The organism is Deltaproteobacteria bacterium (assembly GCA_019912665.1).
Classification (GTDB): Bacteria; Desulfobacterota; GWC2-55-46; order GWC2-55-46; family GWC2-55-46; genus UBA5799.
This window is the reverse complement of record JAIOIE010000008.1, coordinates 308,440-328,728: the sequence shown is the minus strand read 5'-3', so window position 1 is coordinate 328,728 and position 20,289 is coordinate 308,440. Positions and strand designations below refer to the sequence as shown.

The following is a 20,289-nucleotide window of genomic DNA, read 5'->3' as shown; positions in this document are numbered from 1 at the left end:
TATGGCAAGAACGGTGTTTGTCAAGAAGCCGGGAAGGCGCTCTGAAATGCGAAAGGATGGCGGGGCCGGGCCTCTGAAGGCTCGCCGCGCGCTCGAGGTTAAGGCAGTACCCGGGAAGGAAAGCTCAGGCGTTCCCGCCTTTTTCGAGGTTCTTTACCATGTCCGTGAACATGTTCCCTCTTATCGTGGTCTGCTCTCCGCACTTCGGGCATTTTATGACTGCGCCGTCCTTCAGCTCGCGCGCCTTTTTCTTGAAGACGTTCTCGCAGACCGGGCAGGTTATGTCTATTATGACGTCGGCCATCAAAGACTCCTTCAGGATTCAATTCTTTTTTTTTATCACAAAATGGAGCGGGATGGCAACTGTAACCGGCTTGCGTGGGGTTGTTGCGGCCTTCGGCTCGTTTCTGTGCGGAATTCCTGACGCCGGAACATGTTACATCAAAAATTGACCTTAATCCGTCATCTTAAACGAGATGCAACTATTACTTGACACGGCGGCTCCTTTGTATGTAGAATTTTAAACACCTGCGCTTTCCAATCCAATTTTTTTAATGCTGAAAAGCCCTCCATGCGAGATTATCCGTGCGGGTATCTCGGGGCGCTTGCGTTGATTTTCTTTGCGCGGTTCGCGCGCGAGGGGCCGGCGTATTTCAATATGGCGCCGGACAGTGTACGAATTTATTAAATTCCGGACGGATAAATGGCTATAGTTGCTTTATCGCTCATACTGGCGGTCACCTGGTTCATCAGTGACACGCAAAAAGGCACGGTCGAGAAGGCGCTTTCAAGGAGCAACGCCGAGTCGGTGAAGCTCATGGAAGAGATCGAGGCAAGGGACCTCAGGATAGAGGAGCTGAACCTCAGCTACGAGGCTGAAAAAAAGCGGCTCGCAAGCGCCATCAAGGAAATCGAGCAGGCCCTGAAGGATAAAGAGAGCGAAAGGACCGTACTCGCATCCGAGAGGGACGCCCTTGAGAGCAGGCTCCGGACCGCCGAGACTAAACTCGGCGAGCTTAACGAGGAGCTGGTCCGGAAAGAGCGCAAAACGGAGAGCGAGAACGAGGAGTTCATGCTCTCTTTCGAGAAGATGCAGGAAAGCATGAGGGATGCGAGCGCGCGCGGCTTCCGCGACGAGCTCACGGAGCTGGAGGTCCGGCTTTCCTCGCTTTCGAGGAAAAAGAGTATGGTCGACAATAAATGGTCCGAGGCCATGCAGGCCCTTGTGAACATGGAGGACGCAGCCAGGAGCATGGAGGCCTCTCTTACAGCCGGGGGGCGGCCTGACGGGCTGGAAGAAGCCGGCACCGCAAGCATTTCAAGGCTCCGTTCCGACATAGAGGCCCTGAGGCGGAGCATGAAGGACACCATGGCCGCCGAGACCGAGATGATAGAGGTCGAGACTTCCAGCATCTCCCAGAAGCTCGACAAAATGTATTCAGAGGCGCGCCTCCGGGCGCTTGAGAGGGAGCCCGGAGACGCGCGCATTAAGGAAGAGGACCCCTTTGTGAAGGTTGCATCCATAAAAGGGGCTGACCTCGGCTCGCTCGGGAGCAAGATAGAGTACATGAAGACCCTGGCGGACATCTACGGAACGGCCGTTCCTGACCGCGGCAGGGGCTGGATGCCTCCCGGGCCTGCGGACGGCTCGTTCGAGGAATACGTCGTAAGGAGAGGAGATACGCTCTGGGGCATAGCCTCAAGGGAAAACGTATATGGGAACCCCTATCTTTGGCCCATACTCTACAGGTATAACGCCTCCCGCATCAAGAGCCCTGACGTCATAGTCCCGGAATCGAAGATCTTCGTTAAGAGGGGCATAAACCAGGAAGACATGGCGCTGGCCGTTGGCGAGGCGAGAGGCGACATGACGAGGACGGTAAAGTCGGCCGACAACTGGCTTAAGGCACTCTGCGCGCCTTAAGCAGCCTAGACCTTTGCTGCTGATTCGGGGCTTGAGTACTGCCTCCGCATGGACGGGCCACCTTCCACGGGCCTGTCCGGGCTCCTCCTGGGGATGAGGCTGAAGATCTCCAGCGGCTCGGACTTGCCCTTTACCGATATGGGGTCAAGCCGCAAGTATTTGAACTCGTTCGCCTTTATGTTTTCGTAGGTGCTCTTCGATATGATTATCTCGCCCCTCTTCGCCGCGCTGCAGAGCCGCGAGGATATGTTGACGTTGTCGCCGATTACGGCGTACTCCATCTTCTGGATGGAGCCCAGGTTCCCGGCCACCACCTCTCCGCTGTTTATCCCGATGCCTATCTCGATATGGTTTCCCTGGAGCCGTTCGCGGTTGAATCCCTTGAGCTTTTCCTGCATCTCGCAGGCGCAGCGTGCCGCCTGGAAGGCATGACCATCGTAATGTACGGGCGAGCCGAAGACGACCATTATGGCGTCCCCGATAAACTTGTCTACATAGCCCCTGTTCCTGTGTATTACCCCGGTCATAAGGGTGAAGTAGTCGTTCAGTATGTTTATGAGCGTTTCGGGGTCGGTCTTTTCGGAAAAGGAGGTGAAGCCCCTTATGTCCGCGAAGAGCACGGTAACCTCGGTCTTCCTGCCCTTGAACCACGTCTCCCTGTTGGAGAGTATCATGTCGAGGACCTCGGGGGCCACATAGCGTCCGAATGACTCCTTTATGAACTGCTTCTGCTTGAGCTCGCCGGCCATTTCGTTGAAGGCGTTCATGAGGACCCCGACCTCGTCCCTGCGCTTCACCTCTATCCTGTAGTCGAGGTCGCCGGAGCCGATGGCTTTCGCGCTCTTTACGAGGTCCTTTACGGGCCTCACGACCACGGTCGTAAGGAGCACCGCCCCGACCCCTCCGAAGAAGAGCCCCAGGTAGGTGAGGTATTTTACGTGCTTCTTTACGCGCTCAAGTGCGCTGTCGATGAACCCCCTCGACATGCCGATGCGGACGTATCCGATGCTGTCCGCCAGGCGCAGGCTCTTTATCGGGACGGATATGTCGTAGACCAGCCCGTCCTCCCCATCATAGGTCCTGACGGAGTACCCCTGCCCCTCCCTGAATACTGTCGCGCCGGGCGGATCGAGGTGTTCCTTCCCTCGGAGGGCGATGTCGCTGTGCGCCATAACGCGCCCCCCGCCGTCTATTATCATCCCGTACAGGATGCCCTTGTTCCTGGTGACGTCCTTGACGTTCGTAAAGAGAGTGAGGTCGTCCTGGGTAAGTAGCGGGTCCGCGCTCGTGGCCGCGACGCCCGCCGCCACCGCGAGCCCCTTCTCAAGGCTCTCCTCGAGCACTATGTCTCCCACGCTGTAGTTTATCAGGTTAAGGACCGTAAGCATGAGCGCGGCGGTGAAGCAGAGGACCATGAGGAGGAACTTGGTCCTTATGCTGAATATGAACGGCGCGAGCCTATTTGACATTCATGACCCCCTCGAGTTTCTTCTTGGCCCTATCTATGTTCTGGCGGGCCCTTTCGTGGCCGGGATCGTGCTCTATGACGCGCTCCCATCTCTTTATGGCCTCCACGTACTTGCCTTCGGTATAGAGCTCGATGCCTTCGAAATAGAGCTTTTCGAAGTCGGCCTTGGCGGGCTTCGGCGCCTTTGCGGCCTCGACCTTTCTGACCGAGGCGGCGGCCCTGGTCCTGGCCTCGAGTGCCTCGCTGCTTTCGGGCATGAGCTTCAGGGCCTCATTGTACGCCCTTACGGCCTCGGCGTGGTTATTTCTGCTCTCGTACTGGACCCCCTTGTCCATCAGCGCCTTTACGCGGGCCCGCAGCTCTTCCTCGGCGGCCTTTATCCCGGCCTGCACGGCCGGGTTCCCCGGGTCGTAGCCGAACGCCTTCCGGTATTCGAGAAGGGCCATTTGCAGGTTCCCTTCCTTCGCGTACCGGTCCCCGGCGAGCCTGTGCCTTTCCGTCTTTTCCTTGGCGAGCCGGTCCGCGGACTCGAGCCCCTCCGCGGCGGCCTCGTTAGCCGGGTCGAACGCGAGTATGTAGCGGTATGCGGCTATGGCCTCTATGTATTTCTCCTGCCTGAGGTATTTATTGGCCGTGCCGAGCTTCGAGGCCACCTCCTCGGCCCGTTTCTTGAGGACCTCGTGCTTGGTGGCCTTCAGGTGGGACTCCGCCTCCTTGGCTCCATTGGCCGCCCTCATGTTTACGGGATCCATCTGAAGGGCGAGGTCAAAGGAATGGAGCGCTCTTTCGTAATCCCGTGCCGCAAGCGCCTCGTCGCCGCGCCTTATATGGCCCTCGATAAGCTTCTCGGTCACTACCGCGAGGGCCACCTTTGCCTTCTGGTGCTCAGGGGCCAGCACGAGCGCCTCCTTTAGGTAGGAGGCGGCCCCGGCATAGTCGCCAGTGTTCTCGTGGTTTACGCCGAGCAGGTAATGCAAGTCGGGCGATTTTCTCCTGAGCGTAACCGCCTGTCCGAGCGCCTTTTCGGCCTTTTCCCAGTCGCCACGTTTCTGCAGTTCGATCCCGATGTTCTGGAGGAGAGCCGGGAGGTTTTCGATTATTTCCGGCGACTCGGGCTTGTCGAGCTTCTCGAGCACGGCCTGAGCCTGCCTGAAATCCAGCAGCTTGAAATGGACGTAGCCCGTGAAGTAGACCGCGCTCTCGTTCTCCGGGTCTAGCTCGGACGCCTTCCTGAAATCCACGAGCGCCTCCTCGTACCTGCCTTCGCCGGTGAGGCTTAAGCCCCGCGCAAGGCGGGCGGACGCGATGTGTCTTCTGACCCTGCTTTCGCCGGGGGACTTCTGTTCGCAGGCGCTCAGGTTCTCAAGGGCCTGGTCGTAGTCCTTGAGCTCGAAGTAGACCTCCCCCATCCTGCAGTACGGGAGGGCCGTGCGGCCGTTCAACTGGACGGATTTCGAGTAGGCCGCGAGCGCCGCTTCCAGCACCCCGTCTCTCTGGTACGATATCCCCAGGTTGTAGAAGACCTTATCGAGCTCGTAGAACGGTACGGCCCGCTGGGGCGAGAGCCTCTCGACCGCGCTGTATGCCGCGAAGGCCTCGTCGGGCTCGCCGTTCCCGGCGTGGGCGATACCCAGGTAATAGTTTATGTCCGGGTCGTCGGCCATGCTCTTCCGGAGCACTAGAAGGTGGTCGAGCGCCCTGTCATAGAATTTCTCCTTGAGGTACGCTATCGAAAGCTGAAGGCGCACTTCAGCGTTCCCCGGGTCAGACTCCAGGGCTTTCCTGTAGCGCTCAATCACAAGGCTTTCCACCTGGACTGTCTCGGCATACGGAATGGCGGATGGTAACAGGAACGCAAGGACGAGAAAGGCCATGAACTTTTTCATAATCAAAACTCTTGCCTGAATAGAATGATGGGGTGCTTACAAAATATTTATCATCATTTGATTATTTTATTCAATAGATTATTTTATCGTGTCTGGCCAGGAAAAGGACTAATAGAGCCCTCTCCGGCGTACGCGGGGGCGTGGGGATGCCTATGGCTTCCTAAATAATTTATTTGAAATTATAAAGCATTCCTTATATATTAGGCCCTCTGGCGTCAGAAGTTTGGCGCAGAGCTCCGCGTACCGGATGTATGCGGATCGATAAAACCGAAGGAGTTTCCTTATGCAATGGACCGACCTCATCGGCTATCTCGCGGCTTCTCTGGTATTTCTCTCTTTTTATATGAAAAAGATGATACCCCTGAGGGCGGTGGGCGCCTCGGCAAACGTAGTCTTTATCATCTACGCCAGCATAGCTCATGTTTATCCGCTCCTGATACTCCATGGGCTGCTTTTCCCTCTGAACATAACGCGAATGGTACAGATGATGAGGCTCATAAAGAAGGTCAAGGAGGCCTCCACGAGCGACTTTTCGATAGACTTCCTTGTGCCGTTCATGACAAGAGAGAGCTATAAAAAGGGAGACATAGTCTTCAGGAGGGGAGACCCTGCGGACAAGCTCTATTACCTGCAGAAAGGGCTCGTGCGGCTCCAGGAGATAGGCTCGTTCATAACCGACGGGCAGCTTATCGGCGAGATAGGGCTCTTCTCGCCGAACAGAAAAAGGACGGCTACGGTCGTATGCGACGCTGATACCGTCTTTCTCACCATTCCGGAAAATACCGTCCTGCAGCTCTATTACCAGAACCCGAAGTTCGGCATCTACCTTGTCCAGCTCATAATAAAGCGTTTCCTCAAGAACATGGAGGAGATAAAGAAATTCGAGGGAAACGAAAACCATACCGAGAGGCGCCGCGTGGACAGGCTCAACTTCAAGCTCCCGGTCTCGGTAAAAGGCAAGGACGAGACCGGCAAGGAGTTCACTGAGCAGACTTATTTCGAGAACGTAAGCCCTGACGGCGCTTACATAATAATAAAGAACCCGGTCAGCAAGGAAACGGTCCTTTCGGTCCTTACGGACAACGAAGCCTCAGGCCTCGAGATAATGGCCAAGGTCGTAAGGGTAAACGAGGCCGGAGGCGTTAACGGATACGGCGTAAGGTTCATGAAATAGCGGTCCCGGCCGGACGGCCCCGTAAAAGGGGCCGGACCGTTTTAAAACCCTGCCTGAAAAACAACTGCCTCCCCCCGCCGGTCCGAAGGAGCGGTCAATAGCTGTTTGACAACCCTGACAGGATGGTGTTAGCATTCCGGAATCCTGAATACATTGCGTCTTCCGGGGTTGACGAGACGTGTCTTGTGTAACCCGACAAACGAGTCCGCGGGGACTGGCCGTAAAGGCGCTCTTCGCATTGAGCCTCATCTTTGTAGTCTTCGCGGGCGCAAAGGGCTTTTACGGGCCGGTAAGCGAGATGCACGGCTTCCGGCAGGCCCAGACCGCCATATCCGCAAGCTACATCCTCAAAGGCGGGCCGTGGCTCGCCTATGAGACCCCGGTCCTGGGGCCGCCCTGGTCGATACCCTTCGAGTTTCCCCTTTACCAATGGGCGGTAGCGCTGGCGGCCAAGGCAGGCCTTTTCCCGCTCGTCCAGTCCGGGAGATTAGTAAGCATACTCTTTTTCCTTTCGTCCCTCGTCCCCCTCTACGGGATACTGAGGCTTCTCAAGCTCGGTAAAGATCAGGCCCTGGCAGTCCTCTCCCTCTATTGCGTAAGCCCGCAATACCTCTTCTGGTCACGCACCCTCATGATAGAGTCTACTGTCCTGGCCCTCGCGCTTTATTATATCTGGTTCGTTATGCTCTATTCGGAAGGGCGGGCTTCGTCTTCAGGCAAATGGGCGCTCCTGATCCTCTCAGCGGCATTCGGTGCGCTTGCCGGGATGGTCAAGGTGACCACCTTCGGAGCTTTCTGGGCTGCGGCGCTCATGGTACTCGGAATCCGCATCCTGAGCGACTTAAGAGACGGTCATGCTTTTCTCAGGAACTGGCGCCTCCTTCTATTCGGTGCCGTGGTCCCGGTCATAGCAGTATACATCTGGACCTCATACGCCGACTGGAACAAGGCGCTAAACCCCTTCGGGTCGCACCTGACCTCTTCCGCGCTCAAGGCCTGGAACTTCGGGACCCTGAAGCAGAGGCTGTCGGTCGGGACTTACGGGACGTTCTGCGTGAGGGACTTGACCAATATCATGGGCTCTTACCTGCTGATCGTGCCAGCCGTTCTTGCGGGCCTTTTCTGCGGGCGGGAAAGGCGGAAGGCGGTGCTTATGCTCCTGGTCCTCTTCGCCCTTCCGTTCTTCATATTTACGAACCTTTATTTCGTGCACGATTATTACTCTTACGCAAACGGCATCTTCCTCCTGGCCGCCATTGGCGTTGCGTGCGCCGGGCTCATGGAGTCAGGTGGCCGCTTGAAATTGATATCCGGCGCCGTCCTCTTCTCCATGATATACGTCTCTTCCGTATACCACTATGCCGCCAAATACTGGCCCGTCCAGGGGACCGGCTACAGCTATTCGGACATGAAGGCGGATTTCGGCGCTTACACGCGTGCCGACGACGTGATTATCGCGTTCGGCGCCGACTGGTCGTCGGAGGCCCCGTTCTACCTCGAGCGGCGCGGCCTCATGATGGCAGAGTGGATGAGAAGGAGAAACCCCGGCCTTGGCTTCAGGTATATATCGCAGAACCTGTCCGGATACAGGACGGGCGCGGTCCTCTTCTGTGCAAAGACCAGGGACGACACGTCTTTCCAGAAGGAAACGCTGTCCGGGCTGGGCCTGGACCGGTATAAAAAGATTGTGGAATATGAGCGCTGCAAGGTTTATTATATGTCGGGACCGGACGGCGCATGAAACCGGCCGTCCAGCGCTTTTGATTACGGCATTCGAGGAGTCCTGAATGGAAAGAAAAGAAAGCGGTCATGACATATGCATAGTCGGCGGGCTCGGGCACGTAGGCCTGCCGCTCGGCATTGCCTTTGCCAGGGCCGGCCGGAAGGTCGTTCTCTATGACATAGACAAGAGGGCGACCGAGCTGGTGCTCGGCGGAAAGCTCCCTTTCAAGGAGGCGGGCGGCGAGGAGGCGCTAAAGCCCGTACTCGGTAAGACTTTATTCGTGTCCAACGACAAAGGGTCGATCTCCGACAGCCGCTTCGTCATAATAGTCATCGGCACCCCGGTCGATGAGCACCTTAACCCCAAGTTCACCATATTCAAGAAATTCTTCGACGAGATAGCCCTGAACGTTAGGGACGGCCAGCATATAATCCTCAGGAGCACAGTTTACCCGGGCACGACCGAGCTCGTTGAGAAGCTCCTCCGGGAAGCGGGGAAGAAGGTCAGGGTTTCCTACTGCCCGGAGCGGATAGCACAGGGTAACGCCCTCGAGGAGCTCAAGACCCTTCCGCAGATAGTCTCGTCGTTCGATGAAGAGGCCCGGGCCGAGGCAGGCGCGCTCTTCGGCGATATAGCCGCCGAGATAATTCGCCTTTCACCGCCAGAAGCGGAGCTTGCGAAGCTATTTACGAACGTCTGGAGGTACATGCAGTTCGCCATCTCCAACCAGTTCTACCAGGTGGCGACCCAGTACGGCCTCGATTTTTACAGGATATACGACGCGATAACGTACAAATACCCGCGCGCCAAGAGCTTCCCGTCGGCCGGGTTCGCTGCCGGGCCATGCCTCTTCAAGGACACCATGCAGCTCGCCGCGTTCAACAACAACAACTTCTTCATGGGCCACGCGGCCATGCTCATAAACGAGGGCCTCCCTAACTTCATCGTGCAGAGGATAAAGGAGAGGCACGGCCTTAAGGACAAGACGGTCGGGGTGCTCGGCATGGCGTTCAAGGCCAATAACGACGATAAGCGCGAGTCCCTCTCGTACAAGCTCAAGAAAATACTCGAGGTCGAGGCGAAGGAGGTCGTCTGTTCCGACGTGTACATAAAGGAGGACGGGTTCGTCTCCGTTGACGAGCTTTTGAGGAGGTCCGACATAGTGATACTCGGCACGCCGCACAGCGAGTACAAGGGGCTCGAAATATCGGGCAGGATGCTCGTGGACATCTGGAACTTTTTCGGAAGGGGAGGGCTTTTTTGATGAGGATACTCGTTACCGGCGCGGCCGGGTTCATAGCGGGCTACGTGGTTGAGGAGCTTCTTAATAACGGCCACGAGGTCGTGGGAATAGACAACTACTCGAAATACGGCAAGGTGGAGAAGAGCTACGACAGCCATCCGAGGTACGCCTTCCGGGAGGGCGACGCAAAGGACACGGCCCTCATGAAGGAGCTCATATCCGACTGCGACCAGGTCCTGGCAGGCGCCGCCATGATAGGCGGCATATCCTATTTCCACGAGTTCGCCTACGACCTCCTTGCCGAGAACGAGAGGATAGCAGCCTCCACATTCGATGCCGCCATATGGGCGCACAAGCACCGGAAATTGAAGAAGATAAACGTCCTTTCGTCGTCGATGGTCTTCGAGAACTCGGATACATTCCCCACCCCCGAGGGCGAGCAATTGAGATGCCCGCCGCCTCTTTCGACCTACGGTTTCCAGAAGCTCGCCTGCGAATACTTCGCAAGGGGAGCGAACGAGCAGTACGGCCTGCCGTACACCATCATAAGGCCCTTCAACTGCGTAGGAATCGGCGAGAAGAGGGCCCTCTCGGACAGGGAGATAATGTCCGGGAACGTGAGCATGGCCATGAGCCATGTCGTCCCCGACCTCGCGCAGAAGATACTGAAGGGGCAGGACCCGCTCCATATACTCGGCGACGGAAGACAGGTCCGCCATTATACCTATGGAGGAGACCTCGCGGAAGGCATACGGCTCTGCATAGAGAGCGAGAAGGCCGTAAACGACGATTTCAACCTCTCGACACCTGTATCGACGAGCGTACTCGAGCTTGCCGAGCTCATCTGGAAGAAGATAAAGGGAGAGGTCCCGTTCAGGTACACCTCGGACCCGCCTTTCAGGTACGACATAAGGAAAAGGGTGCCGTCGGTAGAAAAGGCGGAAAAGGTATTGGGCTTCAAGGCGAAGACCTCGCTCTCCGAGGCCCTCGATGAGATAATACCGTGGATAGAGAAGCAGATAGCCGTGGGCGGAATATAGGCAGCCCTAAAAATTGATCTTTTCCCCGGACTCTGCGTCAGGCCGTGAATAAAAATGCTCACATATTGTTCATATATGCTCCGCTTTTTATTCCCGGCCTTCCTTGATTGCGGGAAAAATATCTAATTTTTAAGGTTGCCTACATAGTATCCAGAGCTATTTGCAGCTTAGAAGGCTTTTGTTTTTATTATCTCCTAAATTTCCGCTTCCGGAAAGAATTTAACAGGGTGTCTTTTGATGAGCCGTAAGAGGCAGGGCGGGATATCGATTGTCATCCCCGTTTACAACGAGGGCGGTAATATCAGGGCGGCCCTGAACGAAATAAAGGCCAAGGTCAGGACCCCGCACAACATCCTCATAGCCTACGATTTCGAGGAGGACGACACCCTCCCGGTGGTCCGGGAGATGGCGGCCAGGGGCGAGGTATCGGGGCTTACTCTCGTCAGGAATAAGTACGGCAGGGGCGTCTTGAACGCCATAAAGACCGGGTTCGAGAGCGCCGAGAGGGAGGCGGTCCTGGTAGTAATGGCAGACCTCTCCGACGACCTCGCGGTGGTCGACGGGATGTACGCGAAGCTCAAGGCCGGCTACGGGGTAGTCTGCGGCTCGCGCTACATGAAAGGCGGAAAACAGATAGGCGGCCCCTTCCTTAAGAAGGCCCTTTCAAGGACAGCCGGTCTTACGCTCCATCTCATCGCCCGCATCCCCACCCACGACGCGACCAACAGCTTCAAGATGTATTCGAAGGAGCTCCTCCGTAACATCGAAATAGAGAGCACCGGCGGCTTCGAGCTCGGGATGGAGATCGTCCTCAAGGCCCATTTCATGGGTTACGGCGTGACGGAGGTGCCTTCCATCTGGAGGGACAGGGTGGAGGGCGAGTCCAGGTTCATGCTCATGAAATGGCTCCCGAGATACCTGCACTGGTACTTCTTCGCATTCAGGAACGCGGCCTTTCCGAAAAGGCCGGGGAAGGCGTGAGCAGGGCCGGATGGGTAAAGGCGTCGGGGACATCGCCGGGAGGGCACTCGTTTTCGCCGCGCTCGCGGCGCCCCCGGTTTATTTCTTTTCGATAATCTATAAATACGCCGCAAACGTCCCCTACTGGGACGACTACTCCGCAATTCTCGATTTTCTTATAAGGTATCAGGACGCTGACGGCGCGCTCCAGAGGCTCGGCTTGCTCTTCGCCCAGCATAATGAGCACAGGATAGCGTTCGGGAACCTTGCTACCGTCGTTATGTACAAGCTCACGGGAATGGCCGACTTCCGGGCGATGATCTTTTTCGGGAACGCCGCCCTGCTGGGCCTTGTCCTGGTCTTTTACCGCATGTTCCATGCTGACGGGAGAAAGCCCCTCTACTTCATCCCCGTGGTCTTTTTCCTCTTCCAGTTCCAGTTCGGGAATACGATATTCTGGGCCATGGCGTCGGTTTCGAATTTTTATGTGCTCCTTTTTACTTTCGCCGCTCTGCTCTTGTTGGAGAGAGGGGGGCGGCCCTTCTTCACTGCGGCCTTTCTTCTGGCCGCGCTCGCCTCAGTCACGCAGGGGAGCGGCATATTCGCCCTGGCCGCCTGCGCGCTGCTCCTTGCACTGAAAAAAGAGCTCAGGGGGCTGTCTGCATGGGGCGCGCTCTCAGCGGTGGTGCTGGCCCTGTATTTCGGATTTTACGAGAAGCCCCCCGGGCATCCGAGCGTGATGCAGGCTATTTTTGAAGAGCCGGTCAATACCATCCGATATTTCTTTACGCTGGCCGGCGCGTCCTTCCCGTTACCGTTTTTAGCTGGCCTCGTATTCGCCATCCTTTTCATTTTTCTTACCTTGAAAGGCTATTACCGGAAAAACCCCGCCCTTTACTGCGGCCTCGTATACGTCTTTCTTACCTTTGCAGTAACGGCGCTTGCGCGCTCAGGTTTCGGAATAGAAGGGGCGCTTTCGTCGAGGTACAAGATAGTCTCTGTCCTTTTGCCCATTCTCATGTATATGGCTTTTTTTGAGCACAATAAAGAGAAGACGCCCTGGAAACGGATATTCTTTCCGGCGGTCATGGCAGGGGCGCTGGTGTTCAATATCCATGCGAATGTGATGGAGACGCACAAGGCCCGGAACCTCTATCACCTGCTGACCGAAGGCATGAAATGGTGGGTGACCGGGGCGCCCTCGCTCAAGTACCCTGACCAGGAGACGGCGAACCGGATACTCCTTGAGTCCATCGAGCGGGGCATTTACAAGCCGGATTTCAGGTGAGCACGCCGGACGTTATGACTCGTGATTTAATCCAGTATCTCTTTCAAGCTGAAGTCCTGTGTTGCGAATGGAAGCCAAAATTGATTAAATTGCTTTATAGTGTTTCTGTGAGCGACTTTGCGGGGGAGTAAAGGTGTGATTCGCAATGCTGATGCCGTTACGGCTAACGAGGGCTGGAAAAGAGGATGGCCGTACAAGATATATAGAACAAGGGCTGTTGCATTCAAGTTGCTCATTATTGCCGCGCTCGCGGCGCCCCCGGTTTATTTCTATTCCATAATCTACAAGTATGCCGTAAACGTCCCCTACTGGGACGATTACTCCGCAATACTCGATTTTCTGATAAGGTACCAGGACGCTGACGGAGCGCTCCAGAGGGTCTTGCTGCTTTTCGCCCAGAATAACGAGCACAGGATAGCGTTCGGGAACCTTGCTACGGTAGCCATGTACAAGCTCACGGGCATGGTTGACTTCCGGGCGATGGTCTTTTTCGGAAATGCCGCCCTGTTGGGCCTCGTCCTGGTCTTTTACCGGATGTTCCGTCCAGCCGAGTGGAAGCCGCTTTATTTCATGCCCGTGGTCCTTTTTCTTTTCCAGCCGCAGTTTTGCGATAACATGCTGTGGGCTATGGCTTCGGTCTCAAATTTTTATGTGCTCCCATTCTCGTTTGCCTCGCTTCTATTGCTGCAAAGGGGAGGTCGGCTTTTTTTTGCCGCCGCCTTTTTGCTGGCCGCACTCTCGTCCGTTACTCAGGGGAGCGGGATATTTTCCTTTGCCGCCTGCGCACTGCTGCTTGCCCTTAAGAGGGATTTCAGGGGGCTCGCCGTCTGGTGCGCTCTCTCTTTCGCCGTGCTGGCCTCATATTTCTGGTCTTACGAGAGGCCTGCGCATCATCCGAGCGTAATGAAAACTGTCCTGGAGGTCCCGGACATTGCCCTCGAATATTTCGTCACATTCACCGGCGCGTCCTTCCCGTTCCCTTTCTTTGCGGGACTGATAATCATTTTTCTCTTCGTCTTCCTTACTTTCAAGGGTTACTACAGGAAGAACCCGGCCGTATACTGCGGGCTTGTCTTGGTCTTCCTGACAGCGGCCGTAGCTGCCGTGACCCGTTCCGGCTTCGGTGTCGAGCAGGCGCTTTCGTCGAGATATAGAATATTCTCGGCGTTATTCCCGATACTTTTGTACATGGCGTTTTTTGAGCATCTGCAGGGCAGGAGGATACTGGCGAAGGTGTTCTTTCCGGCGGTACTGGCCGGGTCTCTTATGTTCAATATCAACGCCAATATCATCGGGCTCGGGAAAATCCAGACCATAAACGCCCTGTTCAGGAACAGCATCACTTTGTGGACGATGGGAGCCGATACGCTCCTCTGTCAGGATAAGGAAAGGGCACATCATATTCTCACGGAATCCATTGAGCGAGGCCTGTACAACCCGTTCCTTCTTGAAACCAGGGCTCCTCGTTGACGTTCTTGTCAACAGTATTGCGCAACCTGCCCTTGTTTTTCCGGTCTCAAGGCAGGAAGGACGCCTAATTGATTTTGGGAAGGCTATTTACTTTTGAAGAAAGATTTGCGGGATATGCCCTCGAATGTGCCCGCTATGGGGGGCCGCTAGCGGATCGGGCAGAAATTTGCGAGTGTCATTTATCACTGTGCGGTTTTTTCAAGGCAAGCAGGTACTCGGAAGTGATTATTGCCATGGGTATTACTGCCGGGATCAGATTCCTGCTTTCATGAAGCCAACTGAACATCATGTTCGAAACTACAAGCGGCGGAAGAATAAAAAGAACAAGATTTCTCAACTCGCGTGGACTTGTTTTCCACGACAGGATGAAAAACGGTAGAAAAACTCCGACAGTATATGCCAGCTGCCGCGGCCAGATCTGATATTGGGCCAGGTTGCCCGATATATGGGAGAAACTTACGCCGCTTATGCGGGAGTATCCCAGATCCGGAATTATCAGCAGCCGGACCAGGAAGACTAATGCGGCTGAGGCCAAAACCAAGAGGACCTGCTTCGAAGCCGGTTCTTTTGCCGCTATCTTTGACAGGAGATAGTAAGCCGGCATTATGATAATGGATTCCTTCGCAAGGATCCCGACGAGCACCGTCAGGGAAAAGCCGGCGAAGTTGTCCTGCTTCATCAAGATAAAGCTCCATACAAAAAGAAGATGGGACATGGGGTCCGTCAATTGCCCTGCATAGAACCGTATGCTTACGGGATAGATAGCGGCATAGAACAGTACGGAAACCAGGGCTGCCGGCTGACTGCAGTACATCCTCGCGTAATAATATATAGAATACAGCAGTAGGAACATGAAGGTATGCCTGTAGAGCGAGCGAGCATAGCTGAAGTCGCCTGTAAGGAATTCGATCAGGCGGATCATCGAATTGGGCAGGAAGCGGTATGAATGCGGTATGAAATCGGGGGCCAGCAGCAGTATTTTTTCATGACCACGGACCTGCCATGAATGGTTCGTGGTATTCCCGAAGTAACTGCTCGTTGTGTCTATATCCATGTAGTGGATATCGACAAGCATCAGGGTCAGCAGTATCAGCAGGAAAAAAACGGCCCTCTTGTTCCGGGAGAAATTGTCTGATCTGTAGCAGGCCAGGACTGCGAATGCCGGGACGGCCAATAAGGCCGTCTTGAATGCCTCATGGAATCTGCTGTCTATCGGTTGGGCGAAAAACGAATAAAACAAGACCGGCAAGAGACCAGCCAGGGCGATTGCTGAAAAAGCAAGTAGGCGCAGATGCTGTGTCATGTTCTCTTGAAAAAACGCTTCTAAAACATTAGCAAAGCCAAAGGCAGGCCGGATGTCGTAAGTTCGTGCAGTGTTGCATTTCCTGAAATGAAATGCAACCGAATCGTTATGTGCGCCTTGAATATTGTCCGGCCCGAATCGGGAATCGGTCAGGGCGAAGGCAAAAGCCGGATTCGGCATTTTTTTTGCCGCAGGGGTCTTTTACCTAAAGACCGGCCCCATTATTTCCGATATAAGTACCGTATGATAATCGCGGGTTCTGACATACAGATGGGCGCTGCCCGCTCCCAGGCGGAACACAGGGAGACAAAGAACGAGCTCAAGGTCTGGCTTGGCCCCAGGCCCCCTGAAGGCGGAAGGGGAGAGGCCCGCCCGCTTCCGGCGCGCGACGTCCTCAATATCTCCGACGAGGCCAGGACCAGGTTCGATGCTATCAAGAAGAAGTCCAAGGCCCTCTACAGGGGCCTGGAAAGGAAAATAGATATTTCCGGGGGCGTGGACCACGAGACCTTCATAAGGAAGCTCCTCATAGAGGCGCTCACCGGCGCAAAGATAAAGATTAAGGACCTGGTCCCGAAAGCGCCTGAAAACACCGAGGCGGAAGACCCGCAAACCGGCCAAGCCGGCAGGGGCGGCGAATGGGGCATGTCCTACGAATCAAGCACGGTATCCGCGAGCTTCGAGGCCGTGACCTTCAGCGCCTCAGGCACTATAAAGACCGCTGAGGGGGACGAGATAGGCTTCTCGCTCGAGCTTGTCATGGCAAGGGCCTCCATAACCATGACCGACACCTCCATAAGGGCCGGTAACGCGGTTGACCCTCTTGTCATAAACTATGGCGGTAAGGCCGCGGACCTTACATCCATGCGCTTCTCATTCGACCTCGACGCCGACGGCAACCAGGAGCTTATCCCCTTCGCGGGGCCGGGCTCGGGCTTTCTGGCCCTGGACAAGAACGACGACGGTATCGTAAACGACGGAAGCGAGCTCTTCGGCCCTATGACCGGCCACGGCTTTAAAGAGCTTTCAAAATACGACTTCGACGGGAATAACTGGATAGACGAGGCCGATCCTGTATTCAAGGACCTCCGCGTCTGGACCAAGGACGCGCCGGGTAACGACACCTTCTTAAGCCTTAGCGAGCTCGGTATCGGGGCCGTTTACCTTGGCTATGCCGAAGGCGACTTCGATGTCAGGGACCAGGGCAATAACGCCCTCGGACAGGTGAGGCGTACCGGCCTCTTCCTGGCCGAAAACCTGACGCCAGGCACAGTCCAGCAGATAGACCTTATAGTTTAACAACGCTTCTGACCACCCACTTTCTTTCACGTTTTACTACCATCCCGCCCCCGTCAGCCATTTCAAAGATACCTCCTTTTTGTTATACTCTTAATCGTCGTTTCGATTAAAGGAGAGTCCGTATCAATGAGACGGAAGAGCAGGTCCAGGCCCAAGGCGGCGCCCCCGGCAGTCAGCCGGAATATATCCATAGTGCTGGTCGAACCGCAGAGTTCCGGGAATGTCGGCAGTGTGGCGAGGGCCATGAGGAATACCGGCTTTTCCGACCTGGTGCTCATAAACCCTTGCGACTACAGGAATAACGAGTCCTATTCCATGGCCTGCAAGGCCGACGGCGTGCTGGCAGAGGCCCGGGTCTTCACGGACCTTGAAACGTACATCCCTGAGCCGCGCGTCCTCGTCGGGACAACTCGGAGAATAGGCAGGCACAGGTACCCGGTCCTAACCCTTTCCGAGGCTGTCCCGGAGATCCTCCGGCTAGCCTCTTCAAACAGGGTAGCCATACTCTTCGGCAGGGAGGACAAGGGGCTCCTTAACGAAGAGATACCGCTCTGCGACATGCTCGTGGAGATACCAACGTCCGACGATTACCCGTCCATAAACCTTTCTCACGCGGTCTTTACGGTCTGCCATCACCTGTACACGGCCGCTTGTCCAAAGGCTCCCACCATAAAGGTCGCGCCAAGGGAGGAGCTCGAGCAGATGTACGAGCACATGGAGAGGACGCTCCGGGGCATAGGCTACGGCGATAAGGGCGGGGAGTACCTGCTTGAGGCCATGATGCGAAGCTTCAGGCGCCTTTTCGGCAGGACCGGCCTCATGCAAAAAGAGGTCAACATGCTCAGGGGAGTGTTCACGCAGATAGAGGCGCGAACGATAAACCCTGAGGAGGACGGAGAAAAAAGGCATGCAGGGGCAGGAGCTTAACAGGAAGATGCTCGAGAGCGCGTCCGCGGCCCTGAAGGATGCGAGGGCCGAGGCGCTCCTCCTTTTCGTGGACGCGGTGGAGGATAAGACCTTCTGGCGCAGATCCAGGGCCAAGAAGAAGTTTATCCTCGTAACCCAGGACGCGGATACCGCGACCATCCTCGAATGCTTCAAAAAAGAGGTGAAGGCGGTCCTCAAGCTCCCTGTAGTAAGGCTAACCCGGGTAGGACAGGTAAAGCTCTCCCTTATCATGGGAGTAACCGAGGGTATCATAAAAAGCTCGGACAAGGTCGTCTGCGTTACGGGCCTGCCGGTCCACGGCGTCCTCGACACCCTCATGATAATAGACCTCGAGCGCGAGGCCGAGGTCTTCAGCGCCATGGGCATTTCAATGGACCTCCTCAGGAAGGTCAAGCCCGAGGTGCTCGAAGCGGTCTTGAACATCGCGCTCGAGCTCTCGAGCGAGGGCCGCGAGGGGAGGACCGTCGGCACTACCTTCGTCATAGGCGACAACGACAAGGTCATGGAGCTATCACGCCCCCTCATAATGAACCCCTTCAAGGGCTACCCCGAGGAGGCCCGGAACATACTCGACGAGGCCATCCACGAGACCATAAAGGAGTACTCCCTCCTTGACGGCGCGTTCGTCGTAAGGGAGGACGGTGTCGTCATGGCCGCCGGGATCCACCTTGACGCGGCCCTGAAAGAAGAGGGTCTCATGCCCGGGCTAGGCTGCAGGCACATGGCGGCAGCCGGCATAACCGACGTGACCGGCGCCGCGGCCATAACCATCTCCGGTTCGACCGGCATAGTCCGGATATTCAGGAAAGGCAAGGTCCTCCTCGAGCTCGAAAAGCCGCTCGCCAAGCACATAAACAGAACAGAATCAGCCATTTGACCCTTGCCGCTTGACAATCGGCTCCGAAAAATGCAATCATCAGCCTGGAATTCATAAAGACATATCCTGGTAAGCCCGCAAGGGCTTGGCAGGCCGGCTGAAAACTTTTGGGGAAAATAAAATTCCCCGAAAAGTCCTCACCAGCCTGTCAAGGGAATCCCGTGATCCGCCATGGGCGGAAAATCGGGAACGGACCCGCCACTGTGAGCGGATACGAAACCCGCATTAGCCACTGGCCCTAAGAGCCGGGAAGGCGCGGGGATTAGGTTATTAATCCGCGAGTCAGGAGACCTGCCCGGATATGCCTCACGGATCTTCGACGGTAAAGAAGGTGAGGGCGGTCGCACTGGTTTTTCGAGTCTCCGCAGACCCTCCCTTCGTAAGAAGAGAGGGTTTTTTTTTATTTTTATATTCGACGGGGTAGCGGTGATTTTTTGAGAGCGCCTGGATTCCGGGGCGTACATCTGAAACGGAGCATTTTGTGATGTCTGATGCGAGAGGGTCAAAGGCTGTATTGCTTCTCGGCCACGGGAGCAAGGCCGACGAGGCTAACGAGACGCTTAGAAGGGTTGCGCGGGCAGTGGAGGAAAGGGGCGGGTACGGCATGGTCCAGCCCGCGTTTCTTCAGATGGAGAGGCCGGATTTCCAGGATGCCGTGGATATAATGGTCGGGAAGGGGTTTACTGACATAACGGTCATGCCGTATTTCCTCTACATGGGCCTCCATGTGACCAAGGACCTGCCTGAGGAGATAGAGCGGGCCAAGGAGAAGCACAAGGGGCTCAGGATTACGGTCAAGGACAACCTGGGGTTCCATGAGAAGCTCGTTGACATAACCATAGAGCGGATAGAGGCCGGGGCCCCCCGGGCCGCTGGCGTTCCCTGCCAGCACCCGATAGAGAAGGAGAGCTTCAGCATCCTCTCTGCCGAGATGGACGAGAGCGTTTTTTCAGCAGTTGAGCTGCCCGTAATAAAGCGGGTCATCCACTCGACAGCCGATTTCGAGTACAAAGACATTCTGAGCTTTAGCCCCGGCGCAGTGGAGGCCGGCATCGGGACTTTGAGGGCCGGACGGGATATAATTACCGATGTAAGGATGATAGAGGCCGGGATATCGAAGGCAAGGCTTACTCACTTCGGCTCGGCCGTCCGTTGCTTCTCCTCGGACAGGGACGTCGCCTTGCTGGCTGAAAGGGAGGGGCTTACCAAGACGGCGGCCTCCATGAGAAAGGCCTCGAAATGGATGGACGGCGCGATAGTCGCCATAGGAAACGCGCCCACCGCCCTCGTTGAGCTTTTAAGGATTGTGAAGGAAGGCGGGCCGAAGCCCGCCCTTATCGTTGGCGTGCCTGTGGGCTTCGTTGGCGCGGTCGAGTCAAAGGAGGCGCTCGCGAAAAGCGGCGTTCCTCATATACTCACAAGAGGGCGTAAGGGCGGGAGCACGGTCGCCGTGGCCATAGTGAACGCCCTTGCGATACTCGCCTCCGAACTCGCTCAAGGCAGGGCCAGGTAGTCCGGCATAGAATCGAGGCAACCTCTAAATTTGCTATTTTCCCCGGACTCTGCGTAGTTAGGGAATAAAAATGCTTACATGTTCACATATATGCTCCGCTTTTTATTCCCGCCCTTCCGGGAAAAGCGGGAAAAATTCTAATTTTTAGAGGTTGCCTTGAATCAGGCTTCTGC

At 55.9% G+C, this 20,289-nt stretch carries 16 protein-coding genes and 1 riboswitch; of the genes, 12 read left to right on the top strand and 4 right to left on the bottom strand.

Annotation, left to right across the window (positions count from 1 at the left end):
* Positions 1-124: 124 nt before the first annotated feature.
* Positions 125-304 (bottom strand): DUF2225 domain-containing protein, encoded by a 180-nt coding sequence (locus tag K8I01_04205; protein ID MBZ0219620.1) that lies wholly within the window; start codon positions 302-304, stop codon positions 125-127.
* A 399-nt stretch (positions 305-703) separates the two neighbouring features.
* On the opposite strand from K8I01_04205, the gene K8I01_04200 reads away from it, so the two are divergent.
* A complete protein-coding gene (locus tag K8I01_04200) occupies positions 704-1,924 on the top strand; it encodes a LysM peptidoglycan-binding domain-containing protein (protein MBZ0219619.1) in 1,221 nt (406 codons plus the stop codon).
* Positions 1,925-1,929: 5 nt separating this feature from the next.
* Here the strand turns inward: K8I01_04200 and K8I01_04195 are convergent, their stop codons facing one another.
* Together K8I01_04195 and K8I01_04190 are read right to left on the bottom strand one after the other, a co-directional pair.
* Positions 1,930-3,393 carry a HAMP domain-containing protein gene (locus tag K8I01_04195; protein MBZ0219618.1) on the bottom strand — a complete coding sequence of 488 codons (1,464 nt, stop codon included), beginning with the start codon at positions 3,391-3,393 and terminating at the stop codon, positions 1,930-1,932.
* Positions 3,383-5,278 carry a tetratricopeptide repeat protein gene (locus tag K8I01_04190; protein ID MBZ0219617.1) on the bottom strand — a complete coding sequence of 632 codons (1,896 nt, stop codon included), beginning with the start codon at positions 5,276-5,278 and terminating at the stop codon, positions 3,383-3,385. Before K8I01_04190 ends, K8I01_04195 begins: the two co-directional genes overlap by 11 nt.
* A gap of 283 nt (positions 5,279-5,561) precedes the next feature.
* On the opposite strand from K8I01_04190, the gene K8I01_04185 reads away from it, so the two are divergent.
* The 7 genes from K8I01_04185 (at position 5,562) to K8I01_04155 (ending at position 14,176) form a co-directional block, all read left to right on the top strand.
* Entirely contained in the window at positions 5,562-6,452 is an 891-nt protein-coding gene (locus K8I01_04185; GenBank protein MBZ0219616.1) for a cyclic nucleotide-binding domain-containing protein, read from the top strand.
* A gap of 238 nt (positions 6,453-6,690) precedes the next feature.
* Positions 6,691-8,193: a glycosyltransferase family 39 protein gene (locus K8I01_04180; GenBank protein MBZ0219615.1), complete on the top strand. Its 1,503-nt coding sequence runs from the start codon at positions 6,691-6,693 to the stop codon at positions 8,191-8,193.
* A 46-nt stretch (positions 8,194-8,239) separates the two neighbouring features.
* Positions 8,240-9,439, top strand: a complete 1,200-nt coding sequence (locus K8I01_04175) for a nucleotide sugar dehydrogenase (protein ID MBZ0219614.1) — start codon at positions 8,240-8,242, stop codon at positions 9,437-9,439.
* Positions 9,439-10,458 carry an NAD-dependent epimerase/dehydratase family protein gene (locus K8I01_04170; protein ID MBZ0219613.1) on the top strand — a complete coding sequence of 340 codons (1,020 nt, stop codon included), beginning with the start codon at positions 9,439-9,441 and terminating at the stop codon, positions 10,456-10,458. The genes K8I01_04175 and K8I01_04170 overlap by 1 nt, the downstream gene beginning before the upstream one ends.
* Positions 10,459-10,695: 237 nt before the next feature.
* Entirely contained in the window at positions 10,696-11,439 is a 744-nt protein-coding gene (locus K8I01_04165; protein ID MBZ0219612.1) for a glycosyltransferase family 2 protein, read from the top strand.
* 10 nt (positions 11,440-11,449) lie between these two features.
* On the top strand, positions 11,450-12,706 hold the full coding sequence (locus tag K8I01_04160; GenBank protein MBZ0219611.1) for a hypothetical protein: 1,257 nt from the start codon (positions 11,450-11,452) through the stop codon (positions 12,704-12,706).
* Between the two features lie 135 nt (positions 12,707-12,841).
* Positions 12,842-14,176, top strand: coding sequence for a hypothetical protein (locus K8I01_04155; GenBank protein MBZ0219610.1), 1,335 nt, complete (start codon positions 12,842-12,844; stop codon positions 14,174-14,176).
* A 175-nt stretch (positions 14,177-14,351) separates the two neighbouring features.
* On the opposite strand, the gene K8I01_04150 is transcribed toward K8I01_04155, so the two are convergent.
* Positions 14,352-15,659, bottom strand: coding sequence for a hypothetical protein (locus K8I01_04150; GenBank protein MBZ0219609.1), 1,308 nt, complete (start codon positions 15,657-15,659; stop codon positions 14,352-14,354).
* A 63-nt stretch (positions 15,660-15,722) separates the two neighbouring features.
* Here K8I01_04150 and K8I01_04145 point away from each other — a divergent pair, with 63 nt between their 5' ends.
* The 4 genes from K8I01_04145 to K8I01_04130 all read left to right on the top strand — a co-directional run bounded on the left by K8I01_04145 (position 15,723) and on the right by K8I01_04130 (position 20,116).
* Positions 15,723-16,778 (top strand): hypothetical protein, encoded by a 1,056-nt coding sequence (locus K8I01_04145; GenBank protein MBZ0219608.1) that lies wholly within the window; start codon positions 15,723-15,725, stop codon positions 16,776-16,778.
* Between the two features lie 126 nt (positions 16,779-16,904).
* A complete protein-coding gene (locus K8I01_04140) occupies positions 16,905-17,705 on the top strand; it encodes an RNA methyltransferase (GenBank protein MBZ0219607.1) in 801 nt (266 codons plus the stop codon).
* Positions 17,686-18,603, top strand: a complete 918-nt coding sequence (locus tag K8I01_04135; GenBank protein MBZ0219606.1) for a diadenylate cyclase — start codon at positions 17,686-17,688, stop codon at positions 18,601-18,603. Before K8I01_04140 ends, K8I01_04135 begins: the two co-directional genes overlap by 20 nt.
* Positions 18,604-18,717: 114 nt before the next feature.
* A riboswitch (cobalamin riboswitch) is annotated at positions 18,718-18,917 on the top strand.
* Positions 18,918-19,087: 170 nt separating this feature from the next.
* Positions 19,088-20,116 (top strand): precorrin-8X methylmutase, encoded by a 1,029-nt coding sequence (locus tag K8I01_04130; GenBank protein ID MBZ0219605.1) that lies wholly within the window; start codon positions 19,088-19,090, stop codon positions 20,114-20,116.
* Positions 20,117-20,289 lie beyond the last annotated feature (173 nt).

Coding starts and splice junctions, on each gene's coding strand:
- K8I01_04185 (MBZ0219616.1), top strand. CDS start 5,562: ATGCAATGGACCGACCTCATCGGCTATCTCGCGGCTTCTCTGGTATTT.
- K8I01_04140 (MBZ0219607.1), top strand. CDS start 16,905: ATGAGACGGAAGAGCAGGTCCAGGCCCAAGGCGGCGCCCCCGGCAGTC.
- K8I01_04205 (MBZ0219620.1), bottom strand. CDS start 304: ATGGCCGACGTCATAATAGACATAACCTGCCCGGTCTGCGAGAACGTC.
- K8I01_04175 (MBZ0219614.1), top strand. CDS start 8,240: ATGGAAAGAAAAGAAAGCGGTCATGACATATGCATAGTCGGCGGGCTC.
- K8I01_04150 (MBZ0219609.1), bottom strand. CDS start 15,659: ATGCCGAATCCGGCTTTTGCCTTCGCCCTGACCGATTCCCGATTCGGG.
- K8I01_04170 (MBZ0219613.1), top strand. CDS start 9,439: ATGAGGATACTCGTTACCGGCGCGGCCGGGTTCATAGCGGGCTACGTG.
- K8I01_04165 (MBZ0219612.1), top strand. CDS start 10,696: ATGAGCCGTAAGAGGCAGGGCGGGATATCGATTGTCATCCCCGTTTAC.
- K8I01_04160 (MBZ0219611.1), top strand. CDS start 11,450: ATGGGTAAAGGCGTCGGGGACATCGCCGGGAGGGCACTCGTTTTCGCC.
- K8I01_04135 (MBZ0219606.1), top strand. CDS start 17,686: ATGCAGGGGCAGGAGCTTAACAGGAAGATGCTCGAGAGCGCGTCCGCG.
- K8I01_04190 (MBZ0219617.1), bottom strand. CDS start 5,278: ATGAAAAAGTTCATGGCCTTTCTCGTCCTTGCGTTCCTGTTACCATCC.
- K8I01_04145 (MBZ0219608.1), top strand. CDS start 15,723: ATGATAATCGCGGGTTCTGACATACAGATGGGCGCTGCCCGCTCCCAG.
- K8I01_04200 (MBZ0219619.1), top strand. CDS start 704: ATGGCTATAGTTGCTTTATCGCTCATACTGGCGGTCACCTGGTTCATC.
- K8I01_04130 (MBZ0219605.1), top strand. CDS start 19,088: ATGTCTGATGCGAGAGGGTCAAAGGCTGTATTGCTTCTCGGCCACGGG.
- K8I01_04195 (MBZ0219618.1), bottom strand. CDS start 3,393: ATGTCAAATAGGCTCGCGCCGTTCATATTCAGCATAAGGACCAAGTTC.